The 23,420-nt window shown below is 70.9% G+C and carries 23 protein-coding genes; 13 read left to right on the top strand and 10 right to left on the bottom strand.

Annotated elements, in window-relative coordinates:
- Positions 1-96: 96 nt before the first annotated feature.
- The 3 genes from ACZ4EG_RS32065 to ACZ4EG_RS32055 are packed head-to-tail and all read right to left on the bottom strand — an operon-like array spanning position 97 to position 2,940.
- The gene (locus tag ACZ4EG_RS32065; RefSeq protein ID WP_467793092.1) at positions 97-1,311 is read right to left on the bottom strand and encodes a cytochrome P450; all 1,215 of its coding nucleotides are present in this window, start codon (positions 1,309-1,311) and stop codon (positions 97-99) included.
- Between the two features lie 13 nt (positions 1,312-1,324).
- Positions 1,325-2,716 (bottom strand): NAD(P)/FAD-dependent oxidoreductase, encoded by a 1,392-nt coding sequence (locus ACZ4EG_RS32060; protein ID WP_467793091.1) that lies wholly within the window; start codon positions 2,714-2,716, stop codon positions 1,325-1,327.
- Positions 2,713-2,940 carry a ferredoxin gene (locus ACZ4EG_RS32055; protein WP_390711169.1) on the bottom strand — a complete coding sequence of 76 codons (228 nt, stop codon included), beginning with the start codon at positions 2,938-2,940 and terminating at the stop codon, positions 2,713-2,715. Before ACZ4EG_RS32055 ends, ACZ4EG_RS32060 begins: the two co-directional genes overlap by 4 nt.
- Positions 2,941-3,359: 419 nt before the next feature.
- Here ACZ4EG_RS32055 and ACZ4EG_RS32050 point away from each other — a divergent pair, with 419 nt between their 5' ends.
- Positions 3,360-4,037 (top strand): GAP family protein, encoded by a 678-nt coding sequence (locus tag ACZ4EG_RS32050; RefSeq protein ID WP_467793090.1) that lies wholly within the window; start codon positions 3,360-3,362, stop codon positions 4,035-4,037.
- Positions 4,038-4,516: 479 nt separating this feature from the next.
- Entirely contained in the window at positions 4,517-6,355 is a 1,839-nt protein-coding gene (locus ACZ4EG_RS32045) for a diguanylate cyclase domain-containing protein (RefSeq protein WP_467793089.1), read from the top strand.
- Positions 6,356-6,386: 31 nt separating this feature from the next.
- On the opposite strand, the gene ACZ4EG_RS32040 is transcribed toward ACZ4EG_RS32045, so the two are convergent.
- From ACZ4EG_RS32040 to ACZ4EG_RS32020, 5 genes are all read right to left on the bottom strand, one after another.
- Positions 6,387-6,677 (bottom strand): thioredoxin family protein, encoded by a 291-nt coding sequence (locus ACZ4EG_RS32040; RefSeq protein WP_467793088.1) that lies wholly within the window; start codon positions 6,675-6,677, stop codon positions 6,387-6,389.
- Positions 6,678-6,710: 33 nt separating this feature from the next.
- Complete coding sequence (locus ACZ4EG_RS32035; protein ID WP_467793087.1) at positions 6,711-7,424, bottom strand: Crp/Fnr family transcriptional regulator; 714 nt, start codon at positions 7,422-7,424, stop codon at positions 6,711-6,713.
- A 181-nt stretch (positions 7,425-7,605) separates the two neighbouring features.
- Positions 7,606-7,788 carry a hypothetical protein gene (locus ACZ4EG_RS32030; RefSeq protein WP_467793086.1) on the bottom strand — a complete coding sequence of 61 codons (183 nt, stop codon included), beginning with the start codon at positions 7,786-7,788 and terminating at the stop codon, positions 7,606-7,608.
- A 57-nt stretch (positions 7,789-7,845) separates the two neighbouring features.
- Positions 7,846-8,094, bottom strand: coding sequence for a DUF427 domain-containing protein (locus ACZ4EG_RS32025; protein WP_467793085.1), 249 nt, complete (start codon positions 8,092-8,094; stop codon positions 7,846-7,848).
- A 55-nt stretch (positions 8,095-8,149) separates the two neighbouring features.
- On the bottom strand, positions 8,150-8,431 hold the full coding sequence (locus tag ACZ4EG_RS32020; RefSeq protein ID WP_467793084.1) for a hypothetical protein: 282 nt from the start codon (positions 8,429-8,431) through the stop codon (positions 8,150-8,152).
- Between the two features lie 210 nt (positions 8,432-8,641).
- On the opposite strand from ACZ4EG_RS32020, the gene ACZ4EG_RS32015 reads away from it, so the two are divergent.
- The 4 genes from ACZ4EG_RS32015 (at position 8,642) to ACZ4EG_RS32000 (ending at position 12,595) form a co-directional block, all read left to right on the top strand.
- Positions 8,642-9,091 (top strand): hypothetical protein, encoded by a 450-nt coding sequence (locus ACZ4EG_RS32015; protein WP_467793083.1) that lies wholly within the window; start codon positions 8,642-8,644, stop codon positions 9,089-9,091.
- 90 nt (positions 9,092-9,181) lie between these two features.
- Positions 9,182-10,753, top strand: coding sequence for a multicopper oxidase family protein (locus tag ACZ4EG_RS32010; protein ID WP_467793082.1), 1,572 nt, complete (start codon positions 9,182-9,184; stop codon positions 10,751-10,753).
- 97 nt (positions 10,754-10,850) lie between these two features.
- The gene (locus ACZ4EG_RS32005; protein ID WP_467793294.1) at positions 10,851-11,408 is read left to right on the top strand and encodes a Chromate resistance protein ChrB; all 558 of its coding nucleotides are present in this window, start codon (positions 10,851-10,853) and stop codon (positions 11,406-11,408) included.
- Between the two features lie 26 nt (positions 11,409-11,434).
- Entirely contained in the window at positions 11,435-12,595 is a 1,161-nt protein-coding gene (locus ACZ4EG_RS32000; protein ID WP_467793293.1) for an MFS transporter, read from the top strand.
- A 225-nt stretch (positions 12,596-12,820) separates the two neighbouring features.
- On the opposite strand, the gene ACZ4EG_RS31995 is transcribed toward ACZ4EG_RS32000, so the two are convergent.
- Positions 12,821-12,985: a hypothetical protein gene (locus ACZ4EG_RS31995; RefSeq protein ID WP_467793081.1), complete on the bottom strand. Its 165-nt coding sequence runs from the start codon at positions 12,983-12,985 to the stop codon at positions 12,821-12,823.
- Between the two features lie 139 nt (positions 12,986-13,124).
- Between ACZ4EG_RS31995 and ACZ4EG_RS31990 the strand changes: the two genes are divergently transcribed.
- From ACZ4EG_RS31990 to ACZ4EG_RS31965, 6 genes are all read left to right on the top strand, one after another.
- On the top strand, positions 13,125-13,553 hold the full coding sequence (locus ACZ4EG_RS31990; protein ID WP_453553281.1) for a hypothetical protein: 429 nt from the start codon (positions 13,125-13,127) through the stop codon (positions 13,551-13,553).
- Between the two features lie 125 nt (positions 13,554-13,678).
- On the top strand, positions 13,679-14,803 hold the full coding sequence (locus ACZ4EG_RS31985; RefSeq protein ID WP_467793080.1) for a PLP-dependent cysteine synthase family protein: 1,125 nt from the start codon (positions 13,679-13,681) through the stop codon (positions 14,801-14,803).
- Positions 14,800-16,053 carry an MFS transporter gene (locus tag ACZ4EG_RS31980; RefSeq protein ID WP_467793079.1) on the top strand — a complete coding sequence of 418 codons (1,254 nt, stop codon included), beginning with the start codon at positions 14,800-14,802 and terminating at the stop codon, positions 16,051-16,053. Before ACZ4EG_RS31985 ends, ACZ4EG_RS31980 begins: the two co-directional genes overlap by 4 nt.
- Before the next feature lie 141 nt (positions 16,054-16,194).
- A complete protein-coding gene (locus ACZ4EG_RS31975; protein WP_467793078.1) occupies positions 16,195-17,136 on the top strand; it encodes a YhjD/YihY/BrkB family envelope integrity protein in 942 nt (313 codons plus the stop codon).
- A gap of 187 nt (positions 17,137-17,323) precedes the next feature.
- The gene (locus ACZ4EG_RS31970) at positions 17,324-19,096 is read left to right on the top strand and encodes an RNA ligase family protein (protein WP_467793077.1); all 1,773 of its coding nucleotides are present in this window, start codon (positions 17,324-17,326) and stop codon (positions 19,094-19,096) included.
- Positions 19,096-22,035, top strand: a complete 2,940-nt coding sequence (locus tag ACZ4EG_RS31965; RefSeq protein ID WP_467793076.1) for a poly(A) polymerase — start codon at positions 19,096-19,098, stop codon at positions 22,033-22,035. Before ACZ4EG_RS31970 ends, ACZ4EG_RS31965 begins: the two co-directional genes overlap by 1 nt.
- A gap of 40 nt (positions 22,036-22,075) precedes the next feature.
- On the opposite strand, the gene ACZ4EG_RS31960 is transcribed toward ACZ4EG_RS31965, so the two are convergent.
- Positions 22,076-22,468 carry a nuclear transport factor 2 family protein gene (locus tag ACZ4EG_RS31960; protein ID WP_467793075.1) on the bottom strand — a complete coding sequence of 131 codons (393 nt, stop codon included), beginning with the start codon at positions 22,466-22,468 and terminating at the stop codon, positions 22,076-22,078.
- 174 nt (positions 22,469-22,642) lie between these two features.
- Between ACZ4EG_RS31960 and ACZ4EG_RS31955 the strand changes: the two genes are divergently transcribed.
- The coding region (locus tag ACZ4EG_RS31955; protein ID WP_467793292.1) for an IS110 family transposase at positions 22,643-23,420 on the top strand (778 nt) is incomplete at its 3' end.

Raw genomic sequence — 23,420 nt, 5'->3', positions numbered from 1 at the left:
CATGCTCCATATGCCTACGCAATTTCCGAAGACTTGCGCAAGCCGGACGCGGGAGTTAAAGCGCGGGCGGCACAGTGCGCCCATGGGCGACGGCTGCTAGCTCTGCTCGATGTGCAGATGGATCGGACCGCGAAGAACGGGGCTGCGCCGGTACGGCGGCGGGTCTGCGACCAGGCTGGGCCCGTAGAGGCGGCGTGCCAGTTCGCTCAATGCGATCTGGGCTTCCAGCCGGGCCATCGGGCCGCCGAAGCACAGATGGATACCGCTGCCGAATCCGAGGTGCTGGTTGTCACGTCGATCGGGGTCGAAGCGGTCGGGATCGTGGAAGCGGTTCGGATCGCGGCTGCCCGAAGCCAGCATCAGCATGATCTGCGAGCCCTTGGGGATGACGGTGTCGGCGACGGTGATGTCGCTGTAGGCCGCGCGCCAGGGAATGATGTGCACGGGGGGCTCGTAGCGCAGCAGTTCCTCTACCAGCGGGACGACCAGATCCGGTTCGTCGCGCAGTCGCTGGAGCACCTCAGGGTGGCGCAGCAGCGTCAGCATGCCGTTGGTGATGAGGTTGACGGTGGTCTCGTGACCGGCGATCAGCAGCAGGTTCGCGGTGCTGATGATTTCCTCGTCGGTCATCCGCCCGTCCGGCCCGTCATCGTTGGCCAGCCGGGTCAACAGGTCGTCACCCGGTCGGCCGTGGCGTTGCTCCAGGAGCCCGCCGAGGTACTGGCGGAGGGCTTTGCGGGCCTGCACGCCGTTGTCCAGCTTTTCCTTCGGGTCGGTCCTGGGGTCGTAGTCGATCGAGTTGATGATGTCGTTGACCCACAGGCGGAACGTCGGTTCGTCCTCGCGTGGCACGCCGAGCAGGTGGCAGATCACCGTGACGGGGAACGGGTAGGCGAAGTCGTCGACGATGTCGATCTGTTCCTTGCCCGCGAAGTCGTCGATCAGACCGCCGACGATGGCGGTCAGGTCGGGTTCCAGGCCGGTCACCAGTCCCGGGGTGTGCGGCGGGCCGAAGTGGCGCATCGCCATGCGCCGCAGACGGTCGTGCTCGGGCGGGTCGAGGTTGATGAACGCCGGCGTGGCGCCTCCCTCGGCCGCGGGCATCGGACGTGACAGATTGCGGACGTCCGAGCTCAGATGCGGGTCGTGCAGGAGCTCCGTGATCTCGCGATAGGTGCTGACGACATAGCTGCCGTCCTCCTGCGGCGCCACCGGCGTCTCGCGCAGTTCGGCGTACAGCGGGTACGGGTCGGCCCGGGAGGAGTAGTCGAGGATCCGGTGCAGCGTGTCGGGCATCTCGGTCGTGGTCATCTCGCCTTCCCTCCTAACGGTGCTGCTGCACGGCCGTGACGCGCCGCTCACCCGGATCGTGACCGGTGACGACCACGGTGGCGCCCTGGGCGAGCAGGACGGGGCCGGGGAAGTCGACGGGCACCGGTTTCATGTCGACGGGCTGGTCCGGCGTGGGACAGGGCGGCGGGAACGGTGCGGCCGTCTCGATCAACTGCCGGTAGTGGTCGAGCCACTTCGCGTTGTTGAAGCTGACCGCCGCGGTGACACGGCCCCGATAGCCGTAAGCGGCGACGAAACGGTGGTCGGACACCGAGCCCTGGGTGACGACCACCTCGTCGGCGAAGGTCGGCACGCCGACGGACTTGATGTTGACGCCGAACTGGATCGACCAGAACAGCGGGATGGACAGGTGGGGCCAGCGGTCCGCCTGGCCGCTGACCATGTTGTGCGCGGCGACTTCGGCCTGTTCCACGGCGTTGGCCCAGTGTTCGAGCGAGATGAGCCGGTACTCGTAAATCGGATTCGGGCAGCGTGCCACGTCTCCGGCGGCAAAGACGTCGTCGGTGATCAGACCGTTGAGGTCGAGGGCGCGGCACCCCGTGTCGCAGGCGATGCCCCAGACGCCGGCCGCCAGTCCCGAGCCGCGCAGCCACTCGGTGTTGCGGATGCCTCCGAGTGCCACGACCGCCACGTCGGCGTCGATCGTGCTGCCGTCGTCGAAGTGAGCGCGGCGAAAGTGCCCCTGCGCGTCGCCCTCCAGTCGGGTGACCTTGACACCGCAGCGCAGGTCGACGCCGTGAGCGCGCTGCATGTCCGACGCGATCTCACCGATCATGGCCCCGAGCGCGCCGACGAGTGGGGCCGGCGCGAGTTCCGCGACGGTCACCGGGATGTCCCGCTCCCGGCAGATGGAGGCGATCTCGGAGCCGGTGAATCCCGCGCCGATGACCAGTACGCGTGAGGGCCCGGCGGCAAGGGCTCGCTGCAGGCCCTCGGCGTGCTCGCGCGTACGCACGACGAACACGCCGTCCAGGGCCGCCTCGCTCTCGACGAACCAGGGCCGGGCCCGTACCCCGGTGGAGATCAACACCCGGTCGAAGGGAACCTCGCGTCCGTCGGCGAGACGCACGTGGTTGGTCGCCAGGTCCAGCCCGCTGGCGGGCACGCCCAGCAGCCACTCCGCATTGACGTCACGGCAGCGCGGCAGCGTGGTGCCGTCGGCCGGCACCCATCCGGTCAGTACCTGCTTGGACAAGGGAGGCCGGTCATAGGGCTCGCCCAGCTCGTCACCGATCATGGTCAGCGATCCGGTGAAACCCTCGTCGCGCAGAGCCTCCGCGGCCCGCAGTCCCGCCAGTGACGCCCCGACGACCACGATGCGGCCGTCGCGCTTGAACGCTCGCAGAGTGTCGGCGCTGGTCATGACGTCGACGCCTCCACCGGTACGTCCCGTCCCTCCAACTGGTCGACCAGAATTGCCTGGACCGGGCAGGCAGCCGCGGCCCGCAGGACCTGCTCGCGCCGGGTGTCATCGGGGTTCGGGTCGTACATCAGCGCTTCCTCGCCGTGCATCCGGAACGCGTCCGGAGCGAGGAACGCGCACTGCGCATACCCTTCGCATCGGGAAAGATCAACGACAACTCTCATCCCGACCTCCACAGGGACTGCAAGCTGCGGACCCTGAAAGCCGGTGCCACTCGGGCGCACAAAGCGCGAGACGGGCTGCGAGAGATGGGGTTCGGCCGTTGCCCACGCCTGGGAGGTTCGAGGGGGCGCACCGCGCTCGTCGGGTCTCCACGGAAGGAACCGATCGTCGCGAATGAGGCGACCGGCGTCTGTAAAACCGCTCAGAGAACCTGACCTTGCCGTCAAAAGCCTATCCCGCGGGCAGATCACCCGCACCCCGGGAAGGACAGGGGATGTCCTGCCGATTCGGTGCCGGAGCCACCTGGCAGCCGAGACCGTCATTCACTCGCGCGCCGCGCGCCCATGCGGCGAGAACCGTGCACTGTCGTTGATTCTTTAGAGAGCGCTGAGTGCAGTTCTTGGATGTGCCGGAGGCACGCATGGGTGAGGTACTGGGTGATGTGCTGGGCTTGGCGGCCGGTGTCGCCGTCAGTCCTCTTCCGATCATCGCCATCATCATCGTGCTGGCCACGCCTCGGGGACGCGTGAACGGATTGGTGTTCGCCCTCGGCTGGGTGGTGGGTCTGTCGGCATTGGGCGCGGTGATGCTGGCCATCGGCGGCCATGGGAATTCCACCTCCCACGGGCAGCCGGCCGACTGGGTCGGGGCTCTCAAGCTCGCGCTGGGGGTGGCGCTGGTTCTTTTCGCCGCGAGGATGTGGCGTCATCGCCCTGCCGATGCCACGCAGGCGCAGTTGCCCAAATGGATGGCCGCGCTCGACCGCTTCACACCGGTGAAGGTCTTCCTCCTCGCCCTCCTTCTGTCGGCCGGAAACCTGAAGAACGCCCCGCTGACCATTGCCGCGGCAGCGTCCATCAGCACGTCGGGGCTGCCGCTCGCAGAGCAGATCGCCACGCTGGCCATCTTCGTCGTCATCGCCTCCCTCGGGCTGCTGACCCCGCTCGGGGTCTTCCTGGTCATGGGTGAGCGGGCAAAGAGCATGCTGGGCAACTGGAAGGAATGGGCGGCGCGGCACAACACAGCTGTCATGGCGGTTCTGTTCTTCGTGTTCGGGCTGAAGCTCCTCGGGGACGGAATCGGGGTTCTGCGCTCCTGACTGGTCGGTGTCTGTCGGACCCGGGTGGACCGACGTCGCTCGGACGCTCCCCGTCGACCACTCCGAACGGGTGACATGCGATCGGCGGACGATCGGATTACTCCGAATTGATGATGTGCCGCTGACCTCACCTGCCGGGTCCGAGGCGGGGGCGGGCGCGGCACGCCAGATCTCAAGTGCTGGTGGAATTCCCTCGGTTACCCGTGTACGGGCAACGCCATGCCCAGCGTGCCGAGTTGTCGCTACTTCAGGTGAAAACCCCATGGTCGACCGTGCAGCACGCGAAGTGATCGTCCTACTCTCGTAATCGCTCGAGCAGTCCCGGACGTCGTGTGCCTCTGCTCTTCAGGCTCGATCATCGTCGGGGGGTTCGCATGATGCAGGCGTGGGCCGGTCGAGGCTGTCTTGGCCGGATTGCTCGCGTCGGCCGAACGCATGTCGCCAAAGCAGGCAGGGCCCTGTCCGAGGGCGCCGCGGTCGTGGTCGCCGTCGGAGCAGGCGTGCTGGTGGCCCTCGTGGTGCCGACGGGTATCGCCGTACCGACGGCACACGTGGCAGCCGCTGTGTCCCTCCTCGCCCGCGCCCAGACCGTCACGGGAAGAGTCCGGCTGCGCCTCAGGCTGTCGGTCGTCTCGGTGGCCGCAGGCGGACTTCACTACGCCCTCGGAGCTCAGGTGGCCGCCTCACAGCCGCTTGCCGCGGGCGACCTCCAACCCCTCGTCCGGGTGCTGGCATGCGCCGGGATCGCCGCATGCCTGGGGGCCGCGGTCGCCGCGCTGGTCATGGCCGCCGCGGAGAACGGTACGGCCCTGATCCGATTACGGCGGCTCCTGGACGGCTGGTTGATCGCGGGGTCCCTGTTCACGGTGGGCTGGGTCCTGCTGCTCCATCGTGCCGACCACGGCGGTGACGTATCGGCATCGTTTCTCGGTCTGACCCGCGTGGTGGCGGACATCCTCGTGTTCGGCCTGCTGGTCACCCTGCGGTTCGGCCTGCAGCAGGCGGAGCGCACGGCGACCACGGTGGCAGCCCTGGCGCTCGCGGTCCTGACCACGGGCGACGTGCTTCGCGTCCTGCGGCCCGAGCCGGACACGTGGCACGCGGTCCCCCTCGCCGCGGCATGCTCGGTGGCGGGGCTGATCCTCGTCGCCGCGGCGCCCTGGCTGCCGGGCGGTGTCAGTGTCGTGGGCTTCGACCAGCGGATGATGCCCGTCATCGGCGTGGTGGCGGCGTTCGTGCCCGTCGTCGTCTGCGCGCTTGCCATCACGGCGCACACGGCCGCCGGCGGTCCCATCGATACGGTGATGTCGGGCCTGGCGGGTTCGGTGCTTCTCGCGCTCGGTGTCCGGCAGGGTGTCATCCACGCCGACCACCTGCGGATCACGCATGAGTCCGCGGCGCGCGAGGCTCACTACCGAACGCTGGTCGACCGCACCTCCGACGTGATCACCATCGTCTCCCTGGACGGGCTTCTGCTCTACGTCAGCCCGGCCGCCCTGACCGTCTTCGGCCACCGGCCCGAGGACCTCGTGGGTGCTCGCCTGCCCCTGTACTGCCACCCGGACGATCTTGAGACCCTGATGCAGGCGGTCCGGACGCTGCGGCAGGAAGCCGCGTCGGACACCCGCGGGCCGGCTCTCAGGGTGTCGTGCCGGGTGATGGCCGCCGACGGAACATGGCGGCACGTCGAGTCGACGATCAGCCATCACCCCGATGGAATGACCTTCATCAGTCGCGATGTGAGCGAGCGCGTCGCCCAGCAGGTGCAGTTGGAACACCTGGCGTTCCACGACGCGTTGACCGGACTGCCCAACCGGGCCCTGTTCACCGACAGGGTCGGCCGTGCCCTGCGGAAGCGGGCGCCCGGCGCGGATCCGCCCGTGGTGCTCTTCCTGGACCTGGACGGCTTCAAGGCGGTCAACGACTCGGCCGGACACGCCGCAGGAGACGCCCTCCTGCGGCACGCCGCTCGTCGGCTCCAGGCATCCGTACGGGCAGGCGACACCGTGGCCCGGCTCGGCGGCGACGAGTTCGCAGCCCTCCTGGAGCGGGAGGCGGGAGCGTGTCCCTGGAGCGCGCGGGACATCGCCCAGCGGATCCTGACCGCGCTGACGCAGCCGTACCCGATCGGCACCAAGGATGTGGAGGTGTCGGCCTCCATCGGCATGGCGGTGGCGGTACCGGACAGCACTCCGGACCAGCTGCTGCACCAAGCCGACCTGGCCATGTATGCGGCCAAGGCCGCGGGCAAAGGCCGTATCCGCATGCACCACGCGACGCCGCCGCACGCGCACAGCGGCGCGTCGAACCGCGGTTGAGGTCTCACTGCGTCGTTGCGCACCGCTTGCTTCAGTTCCGTGCCGCTGCTTCGGTGAGGAGCGCTCGGAGCCGGTCCACGGAGGGTAGTGCGCCGACTCGGCAGGACAGGCTCGGCGCCTGCCCCGGAGCTGCCAGCGGGTCGACTCCGTCGATCAGGAGCGTGGGCGAACCGTGCATGCCGAGGCGCTCCGCTTCCTGGACGTCGTTGATCTCACGCCAGGTCACTTCGGTGCCGGGATGCTCCTTCAGGGCAAGGGCCAGACGCTCGCGCAGCAGGGCGGCGTGCGGGCATTCGGGTACGACCAGCACGGTCAGGTCCATTTCCGTCTCCTTGGCTCGGCCGGTGTGCGGGGGCTACCCGGCGGCGTCGCTCAGACGCCCGCGGTCCAGGACCGTGATGCGGCCTCGGGCCAGGTGCAGCATGCCGCGATCGGCGAACTCGTGCAGGACCTTTGTGGTGGTCTCGCGTGAGGTGTCGGCGAGGGCCGCGAGTTGTTCGTGCGTGAGGGCGATCTGGGCGTGACGGGTGCCGGGCCGCAGGCGGCCCGTGCGGGTGTCGGCGCGGGCGGCGAGGGTGCTCAGGGTGGCGGCGATGCGCTGCGGGACGGACTTGAAGACGCTGTCGGACAGGCGTTGTTCCGGATCGGCGAGGCGGCGGCCGAGGACCTCGGTGATCCGGGCGGCGATACGGGGGCCGGACAACAGGTGCTTGTGGACGTCGGCGCGGCTCATCACGCACACGGTGACGTCGTCGAGGGCCTCGGCGAAGTTGTCGCACATGCGCCGGCCGAGCAGCACCGTCTCGCCGAAGATCGTGCCGGGGCTGATGATCGCGGTGGTCAGGGCGCGGCCGTCGGCGGAGACCCGGAAGGTACGGACGCGTCCGCGTTCGAGGATGAACAGCACCTCGCAGGGCTGCTGGGGCGAGTGGAGGATCTCGCCGGCGCTGTAGGCCTTCATCGGGGCCGCGGCGGCGATGGCGTCCATCTCGGCCGCGGACAGGTCACGGAAGATGTCGACCTCGGAGCTGCACCAGGTGCGGTCGGCTTCGCCATCGCGCTCGATCATGTGGATGGCCTCCTCGCGTCGCCCCGGGGCCCGGGGCGGGGGTGCGGCACCCCGGACGGGCTCGCCAGAACGTCGAGGCCCTCGGCCAGACAGTAGGCGACACCCCTACCGTCCAGGGTGCTACCGCGCTGATCAGCACCCCAAGTCGGTGCGGGAGAGCCGTCCGCCCCATGCGGCGGCGTCATCGGCCGACCGAGCCCGTCCGCCTGGCCATCGCCTGGGCGATACAGGAGAAGGCCAAGCCGAGGAGCAGCCCGTACACCAGGTGGGCGCCGAGGCTGGAACTCGTGACGGCGTTCCACGCGAAGACCGGCAGGTGCATATTGGCGGGCATGATCCACAGCGCGCCGAGGACCCACCACACGGTGCTGCTACGGCATCGACGCCAGGTGTGCTGACAGGAGCGGGTATGTGAGGGCCCTTACGTTCGGGGCGAGACGCCTGGTGCACACCGGGGTTTCTCGGCGACGAGCAGGGTCACCGTCCCGGTTCCCGGCTCCGCCTCCTCGACCACGACGCCGCACCAGAACGCCACTTGGTTCTTGATCTTCCTCGCCAGTGGGCCGGGGTGCGGGTAGTACCAGGCCGCGCCCGGATTGGCCTGCCCGGCGACGGTGACCGTTTCATGCCGCGAAGCCAGATCGCTGCTCCGCCCGCGCACCGTGAGCACGCTTGCAGTCCGGGCACTTCCGAGCGATTGCCCGCAGGGCGGGGGACGGCAGGCGTCATGACGACTTGCGGGGCTTGCCTGCTGCCCGGTCGGGCATGTCACGCAAGGCGTCGGCGACGGCCCAGGTCAAGGCGGCGGCGATGGCCGTAGCACCCCACAGGCCCCAGGCAGCGGCGGGCGCTTCGTCGGCCAGGAGGCCGACGAAGGCGAGCACAACAGCCGCCGGCAGAACGATCGCCACCTGACGCGACGGACCGCCTTCGCGGTGCACCCGAACGCCGCAGGCGGCTACGGTGAGGAGGCCGACGGCGACGAGAAGCCAAGTCAGCACCCTCATCGTTGCTCACCTCATCGCTGGCGCGGTTTCGACCGGAATGCCGGAATGCCGGAATGCGGTCAGCGTAGCGCTCCACCGACAGCGAACCCGGCGGCGACTTCGCATTCTTTGACCCCTCACCGAGCACCTCACCGTTCCGGGCGCGCCCCGTACCCCTCCCGGTATATTGGCAGCGATCAGCCGTTCTCAGCGGAAGCACGGATGGAAGCCATGACGACAGCCGGCCACCGGTCAGACGGCGCTCGCAGCGCCGGGCTCCGGTGGACCCGCGCTGCGGTCATCGCGCTGCTGGCGGCCCTCGCGGTGCTCGTCCACCACGAAACGGCCGCCGCCCTCACCCACGTGCCGCCCGCCGGGGCCATGGCGAGCATGCACCATACGGCCACGTCGGAGATGTCCGTCCACACGAGCGGGCACGCCGGTCAGGCCGGTGTCACCGTGCCGACCGCGGGCCACGACGACGGCGGTGCGTGCTCCGGCACGGCGATGCAGCACTGTTCCGCCGCCGGGGTCGACAGCATGAAGCTCTCCCCTCCCCACCAGCCTGCCATCGGCTGTGCCCCGGCCCCGTGTGCCGGTGCAGCCGTCGGCCGGGACATCCCGGGAACCACAGGCCGGGCACCACCCGATCTCTCCGTCCTCTCTCGATTCCTGCTGTAGGCCGCGCCCGCGGCTGCGCGCACTCAAACGTGCTCTCAGCCGTCCGCACGCGCGTCGGACAGAAGCGATATCGAGAAGAAGGACACCTCAGTGAACAGCATGAACCGCCGCTCCGTCCTGCTCGCCGGCCTCGGCGTCGCGGGCGCGGGCGCGCTCGCCGCCTGCAGCGATTCCGGTAGCACGCCTGCCCTCGTCAGCCCCTCCGGGGCGGACGTGGCCGCCGTCGACAAGAAGCGCGGCAAGAACGGCAGGACACACGAGCTGACCCTGACCGCAGCACAGGCCAAGGTCGGCCTGGGGGCCGGGATCACGGCCAGGACCTGGGCCTACGACGGTCGGATCCCGGGCAAGGAGCTGCGCGTCTCGGCCGGCGACACGCTGGCCGCCACGCTCTCCAACCAACTGCCCCATCAGACCGCCACCTCCATCCACTGGCACGGCATCGCCCTGCGCAACGACATGGACGGCGCACCGCCGGCCACCCAGAGTGCCGTCCGGGCAGGACGCAACTTCACCTATCGGTTCACCGCGGACACCGCCGGTACCTACTTCTTCCACCCGCACGTCGGTGTCCAGCTCGACCGGGCCCTGTACGCGCCGCTGATCGTGGAGGACCCGAGGGAGCCGCTGTCGTACGACGAGGAGTGGGTGATCGTCCTGGACGACTGGCTCGACGGCGTCACCGGCACCCCGGACGACGTCTTCGCCGAGCTCGGGCACGGGATGGGCGGCATGGACATGGGCGACGGCATGGATATGAGCGGTGGCACGGACGGCATGCCCAGCTCCCCCTCCGCTTCGTCCCCCGACGGACGCATGGGCATGAGGTACATGCTGACGGGCGCTCGGAGCCCACTGCTCGGGGGCGATGCCGGCGATGTGAAGTACCCGTATCACCTGGTCAACGGGCGCGTTCCGAACGACCCGGCAATCTTCCGCAGCAAGCCCGGCAAGCGCGTCCGGCTCCGCCTGATCAACGCCGGCAGCGACACCGCCTACCGCGTCGCCCTCGGTGGCCACAAGCTCACCATCACCCACACCGACGGCTTCCCCGTCCGGCACCAGCAGGTCGACGCCCTGCTGATCGGCATGGGCGAACGCTACGACGTCCTCGTCACCCTGGGCGACGGTGTCTTCCCCCTGGTGGCGTCGGCCGAGGGCAAGGACGCCACCGGGATGGCCGTCATCCGCACCGGCTCCGGCAGCACTCCCCCGGCGGCCGTCCGCCCCACGGAACTGGACGGCATGCTCCTGGCCGCGGCGCAGCTGCACGCGGCGGACGACGTCCGGCTGGCGTCGAAGAAGACCGACCGGGTCCACCGCATCGAACTGACCGGCGGCATGATGATGTACAACTGGGCCATCAACGGCCGACGGTTCGACATGAACAACCCGACCGCGCATCCGATCACGGTGGAGCAAGGCCAGCGGGTCCGGCTCGACTTCGTCAACACCACCACCATGTGGCACCCGATGCACCTGCACGGCCACACCTACCAACTCGGCGGCAGCGGACCGCGCAAGGACACCACGATCGTGCTGCCGAAGAGGACGGTGTCGGTGTTCTTCGACGCCGACAACCCGGGGCAGTGGATGCTGCACTGCCACAACGCCTACCACGGCGAGGCGGGCATGATGGCGCTGGTCGCCTACCGATCCTGATCTCCCCGCACGACGCGCACAGCGGCACCATGCTTCCTCGCGATCAGCGGACACATCGGCCGATGTAACGCCTGCTACATTCGCCTTCGTGGCGAACATGGAACCGGGGAGCCGCTGGCTCGTCCTCGTGATCAAACTTCCGGCGGAGCCGACCCGGCACCGGGTCGGGGTCTGGCGGGAGCTGCGCAAGTGCGGTGCGCTCTCGCTCGGCCAGGGGATCTGGGCCGTACCGGACGTGCCGGTCTTCGCCGACGGCATCGCCCGGGCGCTCACCCTCACGGAGCAGGCCGGTGGGCAGGCCGTGACCTTGAACGCTTCCGGGCGCAGTGCCGAGGACGCGTCCCGGTTCCAGGAGCTGTTCACGGCCGCCCGGTCCGCGGACTGGACGGAGTTCCTGGCCGACTGCGGCAAGTTCGAACAGGAACTGGCCAAGGAGATCCGTATCGCCAAGTTCACGCTGGCCGAGCTGGAGGAAGAGGAGCAGTCGCTGGAGCGGCTGCGGCGCTGGCACCGTGACCTGACCGCGCGGGATGTGTTCGGCGCTCCGGAGGCGGCCGAGGCCGGCCGACGGCTCAAGGAGTGCGCCGCAGCGTGCGAGGACTACGCCGAGCGGGTCTTCGCCGCACTGCACCAGACTCCGGAGGGGGAACAATGACGGCGCAGGGTGCTCCAACACGGCAGATGTGGCCGCTGTACGCGGCCGGGTTCACCACCGCCTTCGGCGCTCACGGCATCGCAGCGACCCTCGGCAGCAACTCCGAGGACGCGGTCACCTCGCTGCTTGTCCTAGGCGGACTGCTCGCCCTCTATGACGGCGCCGAAGTGCTCCTCAAGCCGCTCTTCGGCACCCTCGCCGACCGCATCGGGGCCCGCCCCGTCCTGCTCGGCGGACTCGTCGCGTTCGCCGCCGCGTCCGCGCTGTATGTCATGGCGGACAGCCCGGGCTGGCTGTGGGCCGCCCGGCTCGGGCAGGGCGCCGCGGCCTCCGCGTTCTCCCCGTCCGCCTCGGCACTGGTCGCCCGCCTCAACCCGGCCGCCAAACACGGCCGCGCGTTCGGCAGTTACGGCTTCTACAAGTCCATCGGCTACACCCTTGGTCCACTGCTCGGCGGCGTCCTGGTGTGGGCCGGGGGCCTGCGGCTGCTGTTCGCCGTTCTCGCTGTTCTCGGCGCGGCGGTCGCCGTCTGGGCCACCGTCGCCGTTCCCGTCGTACCCCCGCTGCCCAAGGCCCGGCAGACGGTGCTGGATCTGGCCCGCCGCCTGGCGGACCCTGCCTTCCTCGCCCCGACGGCCGCGCTTGCGGCGGCGACCGCGGCCTTGTCGGTCGGGGTCGGTTTCCTTCCGGTCTCCGGCCGCGCCGCCGGGCTGGGCACGGTCGCGACCGGTGCGGCGGTGTCGGTGCTCGCCGGCTGTGCCGCTGTCGTCCAGCCGCGAGCGGGGCGCGCTCTGGACGACGGGCGCCTCACGACTCGTACCGGCCTGGCCGCGGGACTGCTGGTCACCGCCTCCGGTCTGGCCTGCGCGATGCTGCCGGGCCTGACCGGCGTCCTCCTCGGTGCGGCCCTGATCGGCGTCGGCACGGGACTGATCACTCCGCTCGGCTTCGCCGCGCTGGCCGCGAGCACCCCCACCGAGCGCCTCGGCCAGACCATGGGCGCCGCCGAACTCGGTCGCGAACTCGGCGACGCGGGCGGGCCCCTCCTCGTCGCCGCCGTCGCCTCGCTCACCACGCTCACCTACGGCTTCGGGGCGCTCGCGGTTGTGATCGGGACGGGCGCGGTGGTCGCGATCGTGCACCGCCGCTCGGCGTCGGTCGTGCTCAAACCCGGGACAGGCAGGTGAACGGGCGCAAGGACGGCTTCAGTTCTGGTGCCTGCGCCGCAGCACATGCCGGGCGAGGAGCCCGGCGGCCAGCAGACCGAGGGCGAGGAGCGCGTAGAGCTGTCAGGAACACATAGCGGCCCCAGCGGTGGACGAAGGCTCGGCCTCCGGACCGGCCGAGCAAGTAGCCGATGTTGTCCCCTGCGACGGCCGCGGTGAACGCGCGCGCGGCGACAGCGACGATGTTCAGCTGTCCGGCCCGGCGTAGATTCCTGCGGCGATCAGGATCGTCTCGCCCGGGGCGGGAACGCCGAAGTCCTCCAACAGAACCACAGCGGCGACCGCCCAGTAGCCGTAGGCGCTGAGGAGCGGGGCCAAGTGGACCAGAGGGCCCGGGAGGGGCAGGGCCATGTGCCCACCGTACGTCGCCGTTGCACGGGTCGGAGCGGCGCGCCGGTGAGTGGGGCCGGTCGAGGGTGACGGCGGTCCCGTGCCAGGCCGCCGCCCCGTCCTGCAACGCATTCAGTAATCGGTCAAATACTCTGTGTATGTGATCGGAGTGCGGGTGGTGCGACGGGCCGCGATGCGGCCGGGCCGGGTGGGGCTTTTCCTCGGCCTCGTCCTCCTGATCACCGCCCATCTCGCCGGTGCCGTCCATGCCTCCTCTTTCACGGGGCCGCCTGTGACGGTCGAGGCCGCCGCGACTGCTCAGCCGCCGGCCGGCACCGGGCACGGTCACGAACCGGCCCCCGCGCACCGGCACAGCGCCGGGGGCCACATCGATCACGCGGCCGACCGTCCCAGGGCCACGGCGGACGAAGCGGTCGCCGAGTGCGACCGGACCGATCCGGCAGCCGGCGCGTCCGGATCGGCGGGCTTCGCGGTCGTGCCCACCAGCTGGGGTCGGCCGGTCGACACCGCCGCCTGCGCCACCGGCGGCCCCCGTACGCTCGCGCTCCATTGCGTCTGGCGTCTCTGAGCACCGCCCGCACGCCCCGACCCCGCCCGAGATCACGTGGCAGGGGCGTGCTCGCGCGCCCATGACCCATGACGACCGCACCGCGCCCTCCTCTGCCCTGCGCGGTGCGAAGGAGCCGTACACGCATGAACTTTCCGCTGTCCGAAACCCTTGGAGCCCGCGCTTCGCTCCCCGCTGTTGCCCGTCGCCCCGCACAGCTGGTCGGCTGCACCCCGGTCCTGTGGATCGACGAGCCCTTCGCCCCGCCCGGCCGCGGCTTCTACGCCAAGCTCGAAGGCACGAACCCCGGCGGCATCAAGGACCGTCCCGGTCTGCACATGATCCGTGAGGCCCGCCGGCGCGGGGATCTCGCGCCGGGGACCCCGATCGTCGAGTCCTCCAGCGGTACCTTCGCCCTGGGGCTCGCGCTGGCCGGGCTGACCTTCGGTCATCCGGTCACCGTCGTGACCGACCCGGGCATGGAGCCGTCGGTGCTGCGGCTGCTGACCACGCTCGGCGCGCACGTCGACCAGGTGGCGGCCCCGGATGCGGACGGCGGCTGGCAGCAGGCCCGCCGTCGGCGCGTCGCCGAGCTGCTGGCCCGTACGCCGGGGGCGTACTGCCCCGACCAGTACCACAACCCCGACAACGTGGCCGCCTACCGGCCGCTGGCCACCGAGCTGATCGCGCAACTCGGCCGTATCGACGTCCTCGTGGCGTCGGTGGGCACCGGAGGTCACTCCGCCGGCGTCTCTTCCGTGCTGCGCGAGGCCTTCCCCGCGCTGACCCTGATCGGCGTGGACGCGGTCGGCTCCACGATCTTCGGGCAGCCCGCCCGGCCGAGGCTGATGCGCGGCCTCGGCTCCAGCATCCATCCGGGCAACGTCGACTACGCGGCCTTCGCCGAGGTCCACTGGGTGGCACCGGCCGAAGCCGTGTGGGCCTGCCGTCAGCTGGGCCGCCGCCACTTCGCTACGGGGGGCTGGAGTGTCGGGGCCGTCGCGCTCGTCGCGGGGTGGGTCGCGCGGACGTATCCCACCGGCACCCGCGTCGCGGCGGTCTTCCCCGACGGCCCGCACCGCTACCTGGACACCGTCTACAACGACGCATGGTGCCGCCACCAGCAGCTGCTGGGCCAGGAACCGCCGTCGGCACCCGAGGAGATCACCGAGCCCGACGAGAGCGAGGTGACCGGCTGGACCCGGTGCGGCAAGGTCCGCGACCCGCTCGGCCGTACGACCGCGGAGCCCGCCGAGGCAGGCGTTCGATGAGGGGGCTGCGGGCCCAGCTGGCCTCCTTCGACCGGCCGGCGCGGCTGCTGATGGTCAACCAGTTCGCCATCAACCTCGGCTTCTACATGCTCATGCCCTACCTGGCCGATCACCTGGCTCACGGGCTCGGCCTCGCGGCCTGGACGGTCGGCCTGGTCCTCGGCGTGCGCAACCTCTCCCAGCAGGGCATGTTCCTCATCGGCGGCACCCTCGCCGACCGCTACGGCTGCAAGCCGATGATTCTCATCGGCTGCACCCTGCGGACGGTCGCCTTCGCCACTCTCGCGGTGGCGAACACGCTGCCCGCGCTGGTCCTGGCCTCCGCTCTGACCGGGCTGGCGGGTGCGCTGTTCAACCCGGCCGTACGGGCGTATCTGGCCGCCGACGCGGGCGAGGAGCGCCGCGTCGAGGCCTTCGCCGCCTTCAACGTCTTCTACCAGGCGGGAATCCTGATCGGCCCGCTCGCGGGGCTGGCCCTGCTGACCTGGGACTTCAGCGCGGTGTGTACGGCCGCGGCGCTCATCTTCGCCGTCCTTGCCGTACTCCAGGCCCGGGCCCTGCCGGCACGCGCTCCGGCCGGCAGGAGCGCGGAACCCGCTTGGCGCGCCGTGGCCGCCGACTGGCGGGCCGTCGCCGCCAACCGGCCCTTCCTCCTGTTCACCGCCGCCATGACGGGCTCTTACGTCCTGGGCTTCCAGGTCTATCTGGCCCTCCCCCTGCGTGCCCGGGAACTCTTCGGCGAACGAACGGGACCGGTGACCGCGGCGGTCTTCGCCGTCTCCGCGCTCGCCGCCCTGTCGGGACAGCTGAAGCTGACCGCGTGGGCGAAACGAACTCTGCCCGGACCACGGGCCATTGCGTACGGGATGGTGGTGATGAGCGCCGCCTTCCTGCTGGTTCTGCCGGGTCCGTACGACGGGGCAGCGGGCCTGGCGGCCGGCGTCCTCGCGCTCGTGCTCTGCGCCGCGCTGCTGGCCTGGGGCGGGGCCCTGCTGTACCCGTTCGAGATGGACACCGTGGTCCGTCTCTCCAGCGACCGGCTCATCGCGACCTATTACGGCGCCTACAACACCGTCTGCGGCATCGCGATCTCCCTCGGGAACCTCGCGGTCGGGGCACTGTTCGACACGGGCGTGGGGTGGCTGCCGTGGGCTGTGCTGGCCGGCACCGGGCTCGTGTGCGCCGGGCTGGTGGCGCAGCTGCACCGCACCGGATGTCTCGCGCCTGTACCCGTACCGGTGACCGGGTGAGGTGACCCGCACGGTCCGCGGCATCTCGTGGTCTGCGCGGTCCTCCGTGGGGTCCTCCGTCGGGTCCTCCGTCGGTGGGACGTACCTGACGTGCCGCGCAGCGCCCCGTCCCCCAACCTGGTGGGAGGAAGGAGCAACGTCATGCCCCGTACCGGAAAGGTGCCGCCAACGGGCATGCTCCGTTCGCAGCGCGAGCCCGCCGACGCGTCCCGCCGGCAGAGATGGACACGTGGGCTGGTCGCCTCCGCCCGGGCCGCGCACACGCGGGCGGCGACCCGCTTTCCGGTGCTCACCCACCTCGTGGACCGCATGGTGTCGGTCAACATCTTCGATTCCGCGACGCGCCTGGCGGCGGAGTGCTTCCTGACCGCGGTTCCGCTGCTCTTCGTGATCGGGGCGTACGCTCCGCCTGCGGTGAGACACGAGCTCATCACGTCTGTCCGTACTGTCTTCGGGCTCACGGGTGCCGCGGACGCCCAGCTCGTACACGCGCTCAGTCCCACGACGGGCAATCTGCGGCAGGCGACCGGCGTGGTGGGTGGCCTGATGGTGTTGCTCTCGGCCACCGCGGTCAGCAGGGCGATGCAACGGCTGTGCAAGCGTGCCTGGGAGATTCCCCGGGCCGGAACCAGAATCGCCCCCTGGCGCTGGCTGGCCTGGCTCGCACTGTGGCTGGGGGCACTGCTGGTGCAGGGCCCCCTGCACGACGGGTTCGGCGTAGGGGCCTGGCTGGGGATCCCGATGAGCCTGGTGGGTCTGACGGGTCTGTGGTGGTGGACCCAGCACCTGCTGCTCGGCGGCCTGATCGGCTGGAAACCGCTGCTGCCGGGAGCGGTGATCACGGCGGTCGCCCTCACCGCGCTGACCGGGACCGCCCGCTTGTATCTGCCGCGGGCGCTCAACCATGCCCTCGCCGAATACGGCCCCCTCGGCTCGGTGTTCATCATGCTGTCGTGGCTGATCGTGGTCTGTGTCGCCGTCGCGATCAGCATCAGCTCGGGTGCCGTCGCGGCCCAGGAGCCGGCCCTGGCCCATCGCCTCAAAAGCCCGCCTCCGGCCCGGGACCTGACCGCACAGCCCTGACAACACCGGCCGCGACACCTTGGGCGGCCGTGCGCCTCATCCGACCCCGGATTGCGAGCAGTTGGCCCGCCGGCGCAGCCACGCGGCACCGCGACTGCCCCCGGCCGGGCGGATATTGCGTGGCTGCGCCTCTGCCCGATCCCTACAGTGGCCAGGCACGACATCGCCACGGGGAGGCTCTCGGATCATGCGGACGCACTATCCGCGCACACCGCATCTGCCATGGTCCCCGGGTGCGACAGCCGACGATGTGCGGGCCGGTGACCTGACGGGGCTCAGGGGCCGGGAGATCGTGGTCACCGAGAAACTCGACGGGGAGAACACCACCCTCTACCCGGACGGGCTGCATGCGCGGTCACTGGATTCGGGGCACCATCCGTCCAGGGCCTGGGTCAAGGCCCTTCAGGGACGGATCGGACCGGGGATTCCGGCGGGATGGCGCATATGCGGAGAGAACCTCTACGCCCGCCACTCGATCGCCTACGACGGCCTGGAGAGCTGGTTCTACGGCTTCTCCGTCTGGGACAGGGAACGATGCCTGGACTGGGACGCCACCGTGCGGTTCCTGCGGAGGCTCGGAATACCCGTCCCGCGCGTGCTGTGGCGTGGCACGTTCGACGAGCGGGCCCTGCGTGCGCTGCGGCTGGATGCCGCGCGGCAGGAGGGGTACGTCGTACGGGCCGTGGACGGTTTCCAGCGCGCGGAGTTCGGGCAGCGGGTCGCCAAGTGGGTGCGCCCGGGACACGTACAGACCGGTACGCACTGGATGCACGCGCCCGTCGTGGAGAACGGACTTGGTCCGGGCGCGGCCCTGTGGGCCGTGCGTTCCGGCGCCGCGCCCGATGTGCCGTCGTTGCTGGCCGCGGTCGGAGTGCCGGAGTACGGCCCCTCCCCCGCCGCCGAACCCGTGGCCGTCGAGGCGGCCGTGGCCGAGACAGCCGCGCGACTCGATCTGCTGGGGCGGCTGGGTGACGCGCGACTGGCCGGTGTGCTGGCCGCGCTGCTGCACCGCCGCCCACGGGCCCGGCTGATGGCACGGCTCGCGGTTCCGCTGGGCATGCCGCTGGCCCGCCGCGTCGGCGACCTGGTCGGGCTGCACACCGGGCTGCACCGCCCGTTCCCCGACGAGGAGCGCCGCGGCGGACTGATACGCATGACCACGGCGGTCGATCTGGGGGTGCTGCACTCGGTGGCGGGCGCCGTACTGGCCGGACGCGGGGACGTGGCGGCCGCCGAGGCACGCGAGCAGGTGGAGTGGTCCGCGCTGCACGCCGAGGAGGCCGGGTTGCTCGGCCGGGCACCACTCGAACCGCTGCGCAGCGGCCTGCACGACGCACTGACGGACCTCGACACCGACGCCGCCGACCGCTGCTGGGCCCAGGCACGGGAGATGTGTGCCCAGGGGCGGATCGTCAGCGTCGAGGAGGCGCTGGCGGCGACCTGGCGTTGGCGGTCGGGGGCGTTCCCCCGGCTGATCCACCTCGTCGGGCCGTCCGGCAGCGGCAAGAGCACGTTCGGCGCGGGCCTGTCCGGTGTCGATGCTCTCGTCTGCCTGGACGACCTGCGTCAGGCACGCGGCTCTCGGGCGGACCAGAGCGCCAACGCGGACGTCCTGCGTGAGGGCCTGGGCAGGCTGGATGCCGCGTTGGCCGGGGGCGGCACCGTCGTGTGGGACGCCACCTCCCTCAGCCGTCAGCAGCGTTCTCTGGTGCTTGCTGTCGCACAGCGCCGTGATGCGCTGGTGACCCACGCGGTCGTCCTCGTCGACGAGGAAGAGACCGCGCGGCGCAACGCCGACCGGACGCATCCGGTGCCGGCGGAGGTGCTCAGCGCTCAGCAGCGCCGGTTCGACCCGCCCTACCCGGGTCAGGCGCACCGCACCTGGTACATCGGGGCGGGCGGATCGGTCGACGACATCGCGGGTGCCCTGCAGAGCACCCTGGAGGGAGAGGAGGCGTGATGCGCACCAGCGAGGAGATCTACCACAAGGTCCGCTGGGATGCCCGGTTCGACCCGGCCCGGTTCGTGCTGGGCATTCATCAGCGCGGGGCCGGCGTCAAGCGCGTCCCGCTGCCGTCCTTCACGCCCGGCGGTGACATCCCCTGGCACCGGGTGCTGTTCGTGGAGGCGGACGGCGAGCTGGTGTGGGACCGGGCCACGGGCACGGACCGCCTCGACGACTGCGACGCGGGCCGGGTACGGCGGCCGCGCCTGCTGAGGGCTCCGTTCTTCACCGCCGGCACGCCGTACGCCTGGCAGGAGGGGGCCGGGTGGTGCCCCGTGGCCGACGCCTCCGGTGCGGCTTCGCCGAGCGGGGCGGGCACGATACGCGTACTGACCTGGAACACCTTGTGGGACCGCTACGACAGTGACCTGATCGACACGGCACGCCGCCGTCCTCTGCTGGTCGACGCTCTGGAGAACGCCGACGCGGACGTCATCGCTCTGCAGGAGGTCGAGCCGCACCTGCTCGACATGCTCCTGAACGCCGACTGGGTCCGTGCCCGCTACACCCTGGACACCGATCCGGAGGGCAAGAACGTCGACGACAACGGGCTGTTGCTGCTGAGCCGCCTGCCGGTGCGGGAAGCGGGGCGGCACGTCCTCGGCCCGCACAAAGCAGTCACCGCGCTCAGCGTGGACACCGCGTCCGGTCCGCTGGTGGTGGCCGCCACCCACCTCAGCAGCGACCACTCCGAGAACGGACCGGCCCGGCGGGAGGCCGAACTGGCCCGGCTGGCCGAAGGACTGGCGGGTGTGGACTGCGACCTGGTCGTGCTGGGCGACTTCAACGACGGCGGCAACGGGCACGACGGACCGGCCGCCGTACTCGGGATGCGCGACGCCTGGACCGATGCGCACGGGCCCGACGACGCCACCCCCACCTTCGATCCCGTCGTCAATCCGCTGGCCGCCGTCTCCTCGCTGTCCGGCCGCGTCTCCCGCCTGGACCGGGTACTGGTGCGCGGCGACGCGCTGTGTGTGGCCGGGGCGACCCTGCGCGGAGACTCTCCCACCCGGGAAGGCCTCTACCTCTCGGACCACTACGGCGTGGAGGTCGTCCTGCGGTTGGGCGGTTCCCCCGATTCCCCCGCCGGTGTGCTGCCCGGTGACAGCAACGTCCTCGACGTGCCGCCGACCGCCCGTACGGCGGTGGCGTGGCTCCCGCCCCGGCACCTGTGGCCGCAGATCCAGGAACTGCGCCGGCAGCACGACCCGCAGGTCCACCGCTGGCCGCCCCATGTCAACCTTCTCTTCGGCTTCGTACCGGAGTCGCACTTCGAGCGGGCCGCACCCCTGCTGGCTGCTGCTGCCGAGGAGACGCCGGCCTTCACCACCCGGCTGGACGGCGTGCACACCTTCGGGCACCGGGAGGACGCCACTGTCTGGCTCGACCCCGCGGCGGACGGCGAGGACCCCTGGGCGGCGCTTGCCCACGCCCTGCAGCGGCGCTTCCCCCGCTGCCGGGACCGCGCCGAGGGTTTCACCCCGCACCTGACGCTGGGCCGCACCCAGGACCCGCAGCGCCTGGCCGCCCTCTGTGCGGCCCGGCTCGACAGCATGACGGCCGAGGTCGGGGAGCTGGTACTGCTGTCACGCCGCGGCGACGAGCCGATGCGGGAGCGGGCCACCGTCGCCCTGGGCACGGGAGAGGTCCGCTGGCTGCCCGACACCGGCGCGGTGCCCGGCAGCGCAGGTGCGCGTGCTGAGGATCCAGCCACGGAGGACGTGTGGCGCGATGCCGATGCCGGGCGGACGGCGCGGCGCATCACCGAGGCGCTGGCCGAAGGAACCGTGCACGTCGTCGGATCCCGGCGCATGGGCTGCCACTTGGCGGGAGCCGACCTCGATCTTGTGGCGGTCATGCCCGACCCCGTCGACATGGCAGAGGTGACCGACCGCGTGACGGTGGCGCTGCCGAACGTCACCCGCGTACGCCGGGTCAGCGGCGCCAGGGTGCCGGGTCTGAGGCTCACCGTCGGAGGGCTGGACGTCGATGTGGTGGTGGTCTCCGCCGGGCCGGTGCCCTGTGGTGAGGCGGTGGATCTCCGGACCGAGCTGGGCGAGGCGAACGCTGTCGCCCTGAGCGCGGTCAGCGACGCCGACGCCGTCCGTGCCGCGAGCGGCGACGCCCACCCGTCGTTCGCCCGGCTGGCCCGGCAGGTGAAGGCGTGGGCGAAGGCCCACGGCCTGGACTCGGCACCGTTCGGCGGACTGCCCGGCCTGGCCTGGACGGTCCTGGCGGCGCGTACGGCACGCGAGGCCGGGCCCCTTCCCGCCGCCGACCTGCTCCGGCACTTCTTCGCCACCTGGGCCGCCTGGGATTGGCGAGAGCCGATCACCCTGTCCCCCACGGCGGCCCCCGCACCGGCACCGCACGCCGCGGTGACGGTCATGACGCCCACCACACCGGTCCGCTCGTGCACCGAACAGGTCACCGCCGGCCTCCGGGACCTGCTGACCCAGGAGCTCTACCAGGCCTGGGAGACCCTGGAGAAGGCGGCCAGGACGGGCAGTACCCCCTGGCCCGAACTGCTGTCACCCCCACCACTGCACCGTCGGCACGCGGCGTGGGCGATCCTCACCGTACGCCCGTACCGTGGCGAGGAGTTCGAGGAAACCCTCGGTCGCTTCCGTGGCCGGGTCCGGGGTCTGGTCAGCGCCCTCGAAGAGGCGGGGACGACCGACGCGCACGCCTGGCCCCACCCCTTCGACACCGGCCCGCGCTCGGCCCGGTACGCGATCGGACTCGGTCTCCACCCGCCCGACGCGGCAGGCCTGGCCGAGACCACCGACAGATGGAGCCGGGTTCTGCCAGGGGTCGACATCACATGGGCGGAATGCGGCGCGGTGCCGACGCCGACTCAGAAACCCGGCCCCGGCGGCGGGCTCGTATGAACGGGTGCGATCGGCATGAGCGCATGCGATCGCGACGCTTCTAGCGGGCGCTGCCGATGTTGCGGTCGGCCTCGTTGCCCTGGAGCATCAGCGTCGTCTCTTCGATGCGGCTGAATCGGCCGTCCGGCGCGAGGTCGGCGAACACGTAGACCTCCATGCTCACGGCCGAGCCGTCCTTCTTCGTGATGTGGGCGGTGTGCCGGTCGGCGTACTTGCTGCCGTCGTAGAGCTCTTCGTGAACCTGGACGTGGCCGTCGGCGACCATGTCACGCAGGTGGGTGATGTGCTCGAGGAACTCGGCGCGGTCGGCCCACTGCCCGTCCGTGCGCTGGCGGTACTGCGGGGTGAAGTGGCGGTCCGCTGCCTCCTGCACGGTGAGGTCCCAGGTGAAGAGCAGGTCGGTGAGGGCGGCCTTGATTCCCGTGCGCGTCATGGGAGTTCCCTAAGAATGTTGGCCGGTCCGGGAGGACCGGGTATGGCTGATGGGTGTTTGCCGTTGATGGCTCGGAAGGAATGGCCGCCCGGTCCTCCGGGACGCTCCGACCACTGATTGAGAACTGCGGTCATCGCTGGTCAGGGACCTGTCGGCGGAGTGTTCTTCGGACCACTGAAGTGCTGGTCACGGTGGAACGGAGCGACGGGCTCGAGCACGCCTCACGGACGGATATGGGTCGGTATCGACGCCGGCAAGGGGCATCACTGGGCGGTTGCGGTCGACGCCGACGGGGCGACGCTGTTCTCGACGAAGGTGATCAACGACGAGGCGCAGATCCTCACCCTCATCGAGACCGCCCGCGAGCGGGCCGAGGATGTGCGGTGGGCGGTGGACATCTCCGGCAGGGCCTCCACCCTGCTGCTGGCCCTGCTGATCGCGCACGGTCAGCAGGTGGTCTACGTGCCCGGCCGCACGGTCAACCGCATGTCCGGTGCCTACCGCGGCGAGGGCAAGACCGACGCCAAGGACGCCCGCGTCATCGCCGACCAGGCCCGCATGCGCCCCCGGGACTTCGCCCCGCTGAGCACCCCTCCCGACCTGGTCACCACACTCCAGGTGCTGACCAACTACCGGGCCGACCTGATCGCCGACCGGGTCCGGCTGGTCAACCGGCTCCGCGACCTGCTGGTCGGGATCTGTCCCGCGCTGGAGCGGGCCTTCGACTACTCCGCAGCCAAGGGGCCGGTGGTGATGCTGACGGAGTACCAGACCCCGGCCGCCCTGCGCCGGATCGGTGTCAAGCGGCTGACGACCTGGCTGGAACGCCGCAAGGTCCGCGGGGCTGCTGCCGTGGCGGCCAAGGCCGTGGAGGCCGCCCAGTCGCAGTTGACCGCATTGCCCGGGGAGAAGCGGGCCGCCAAGCTGGTCTGCGACCTCGCCCACCAGCTGC

It is taken from the genome of Streptomyces sp. NPDC025638 (assembly GCF_055558775.1).
This window is presented reverse-complemented; position numbering and strand designations above follow the sequence as displayed.

Excerpts from the sequence above, each read along its gene's own strand:
- ACZ4EG_RS32065 (WP_467793092.1), bottom strand. The coding sequence starts at position 1,311 with ATGACCACGACCGAGATGCCCGACACGCTGCACCGGATCCTCGACTAC.
- ACZ4EG_RS32060 (WP_467793091.1), bottom strand. The coding sequence starts at position 2,716 with ATGACCAGCGCCGACACTCTGCGAGCGTTCAAGCGCGACGGCCGCATC.
- ACZ4EG_RS32055 (WP_390711169.1), bottom strand. The coding sequence starts at position 2,940 with ATGAGAGTTGTCGTTGATCTTTCCCGATGCGAAGGGTATGCGCAGTGC.
- ACZ4EG_RS32050 (WP_467793090.1), top strand. The coding sequence starts at position 3,360 with ATGGGTGAGGTACTGGGTGATGTGCTGGGCTTGGCGGCCGGTGTCGCC.
- ACZ4EG_RS32040 (WP_467793088.1), bottom strand. The coding sequence starts at position 6,677 with ATGGACCTGACCGTGCTGGTCGTACCCGAATGCCCGCACGCCGCCCTG.
- ACZ4EG_RS32035 (WP_467793087.1), bottom strand. The coding sequence starts at position 7,424 with ATGATCGAGCGCGATGGCGAAGCCGACCGCACCTGGTGCAGCTCCGAG.
- ACZ4EG_RS32020 (WP_467793084.1), bottom strand. The coding sequence starts at position 8,431 with ATGAGGGTGCTGACTTGGCTTCTCGTCGCCGTCGGCCTCCTCACCGTA.
- ACZ4EG_RS32015 (WP_467793083.1), top strand. The coding sequence starts at position 8,642 with ATGACGACAGCCGGCCACCGGTCAGACGGCGCTCGCAGCGCCGGGCTC.
- ACZ4EG_RS32005 (WP_467793294.1), top strand. The coding sequence starts at position 10,851 with ATGGAACCGGGGAGCCGCTGGCTCGTCCTCGTGATCAAACTTCCGGCG.
- ACZ4EG_RS32000 (WP_467793293.1), top strand. The coding sequence starts at position 11,435 with ATGTGGCCGCTGTACGCGGCCGGGTTCACCACCGCCTTCGGCGCTCAC.
- ACZ4EG_RS31995 (WP_467793081.1), bottom strand. The coding sequence starts at position 12,985 with ATGGCCCTGCCCCTCCCGGGCCCTCTGGTCCACTTGGCCCCGCTCCTC.
- ACZ4EG_RS31985 (WP_467793080.1), top strand. The coding sequence starts at position 13,679 with ATGAACTTTCCGCTGTCCGAAACCCTTGGAGCCCGCGCTTCGCTCCCC.
- ACZ4EG_RS31980 (WP_467793079.1), top strand. The coding sequence starts at position 14,800 with ATGAGGGGGCTGCGGGCCCAGCTGGCCTCCTTCGACCGGCCGGCGCGG.
- ACZ4EG_RS31975 (WP_467793078.1), top strand. The coding sequence starts at position 16,195 with ATGCCCCGTACCGGAAAGGTGCCGCCAACGGGCATGCTCCGTTCGCAG.
- ACZ4EG_RS31970 (WP_467793077.1), top strand. The coding sequence starts at position 17,324 with ATGCGGACGCACTATCCGCGCACACCGCATCTGCCATGGTCCCCGGGT.
- ACZ4EG_RS31965 (WP_467793076.1), top strand. The coding sequence starts at position 19,096 with ATGCGCACCAGCGAGGAGATCTACCACAAGGTCCGCTGGGATGCCCGG.
- ACZ4EG_RS31960 (WP_467793075.1), bottom strand. The coding sequence starts at position 22,468 with ATGACGCGCACGGGAATCAAGGCCGCCCTCACCGACCTGCTCTTCACC.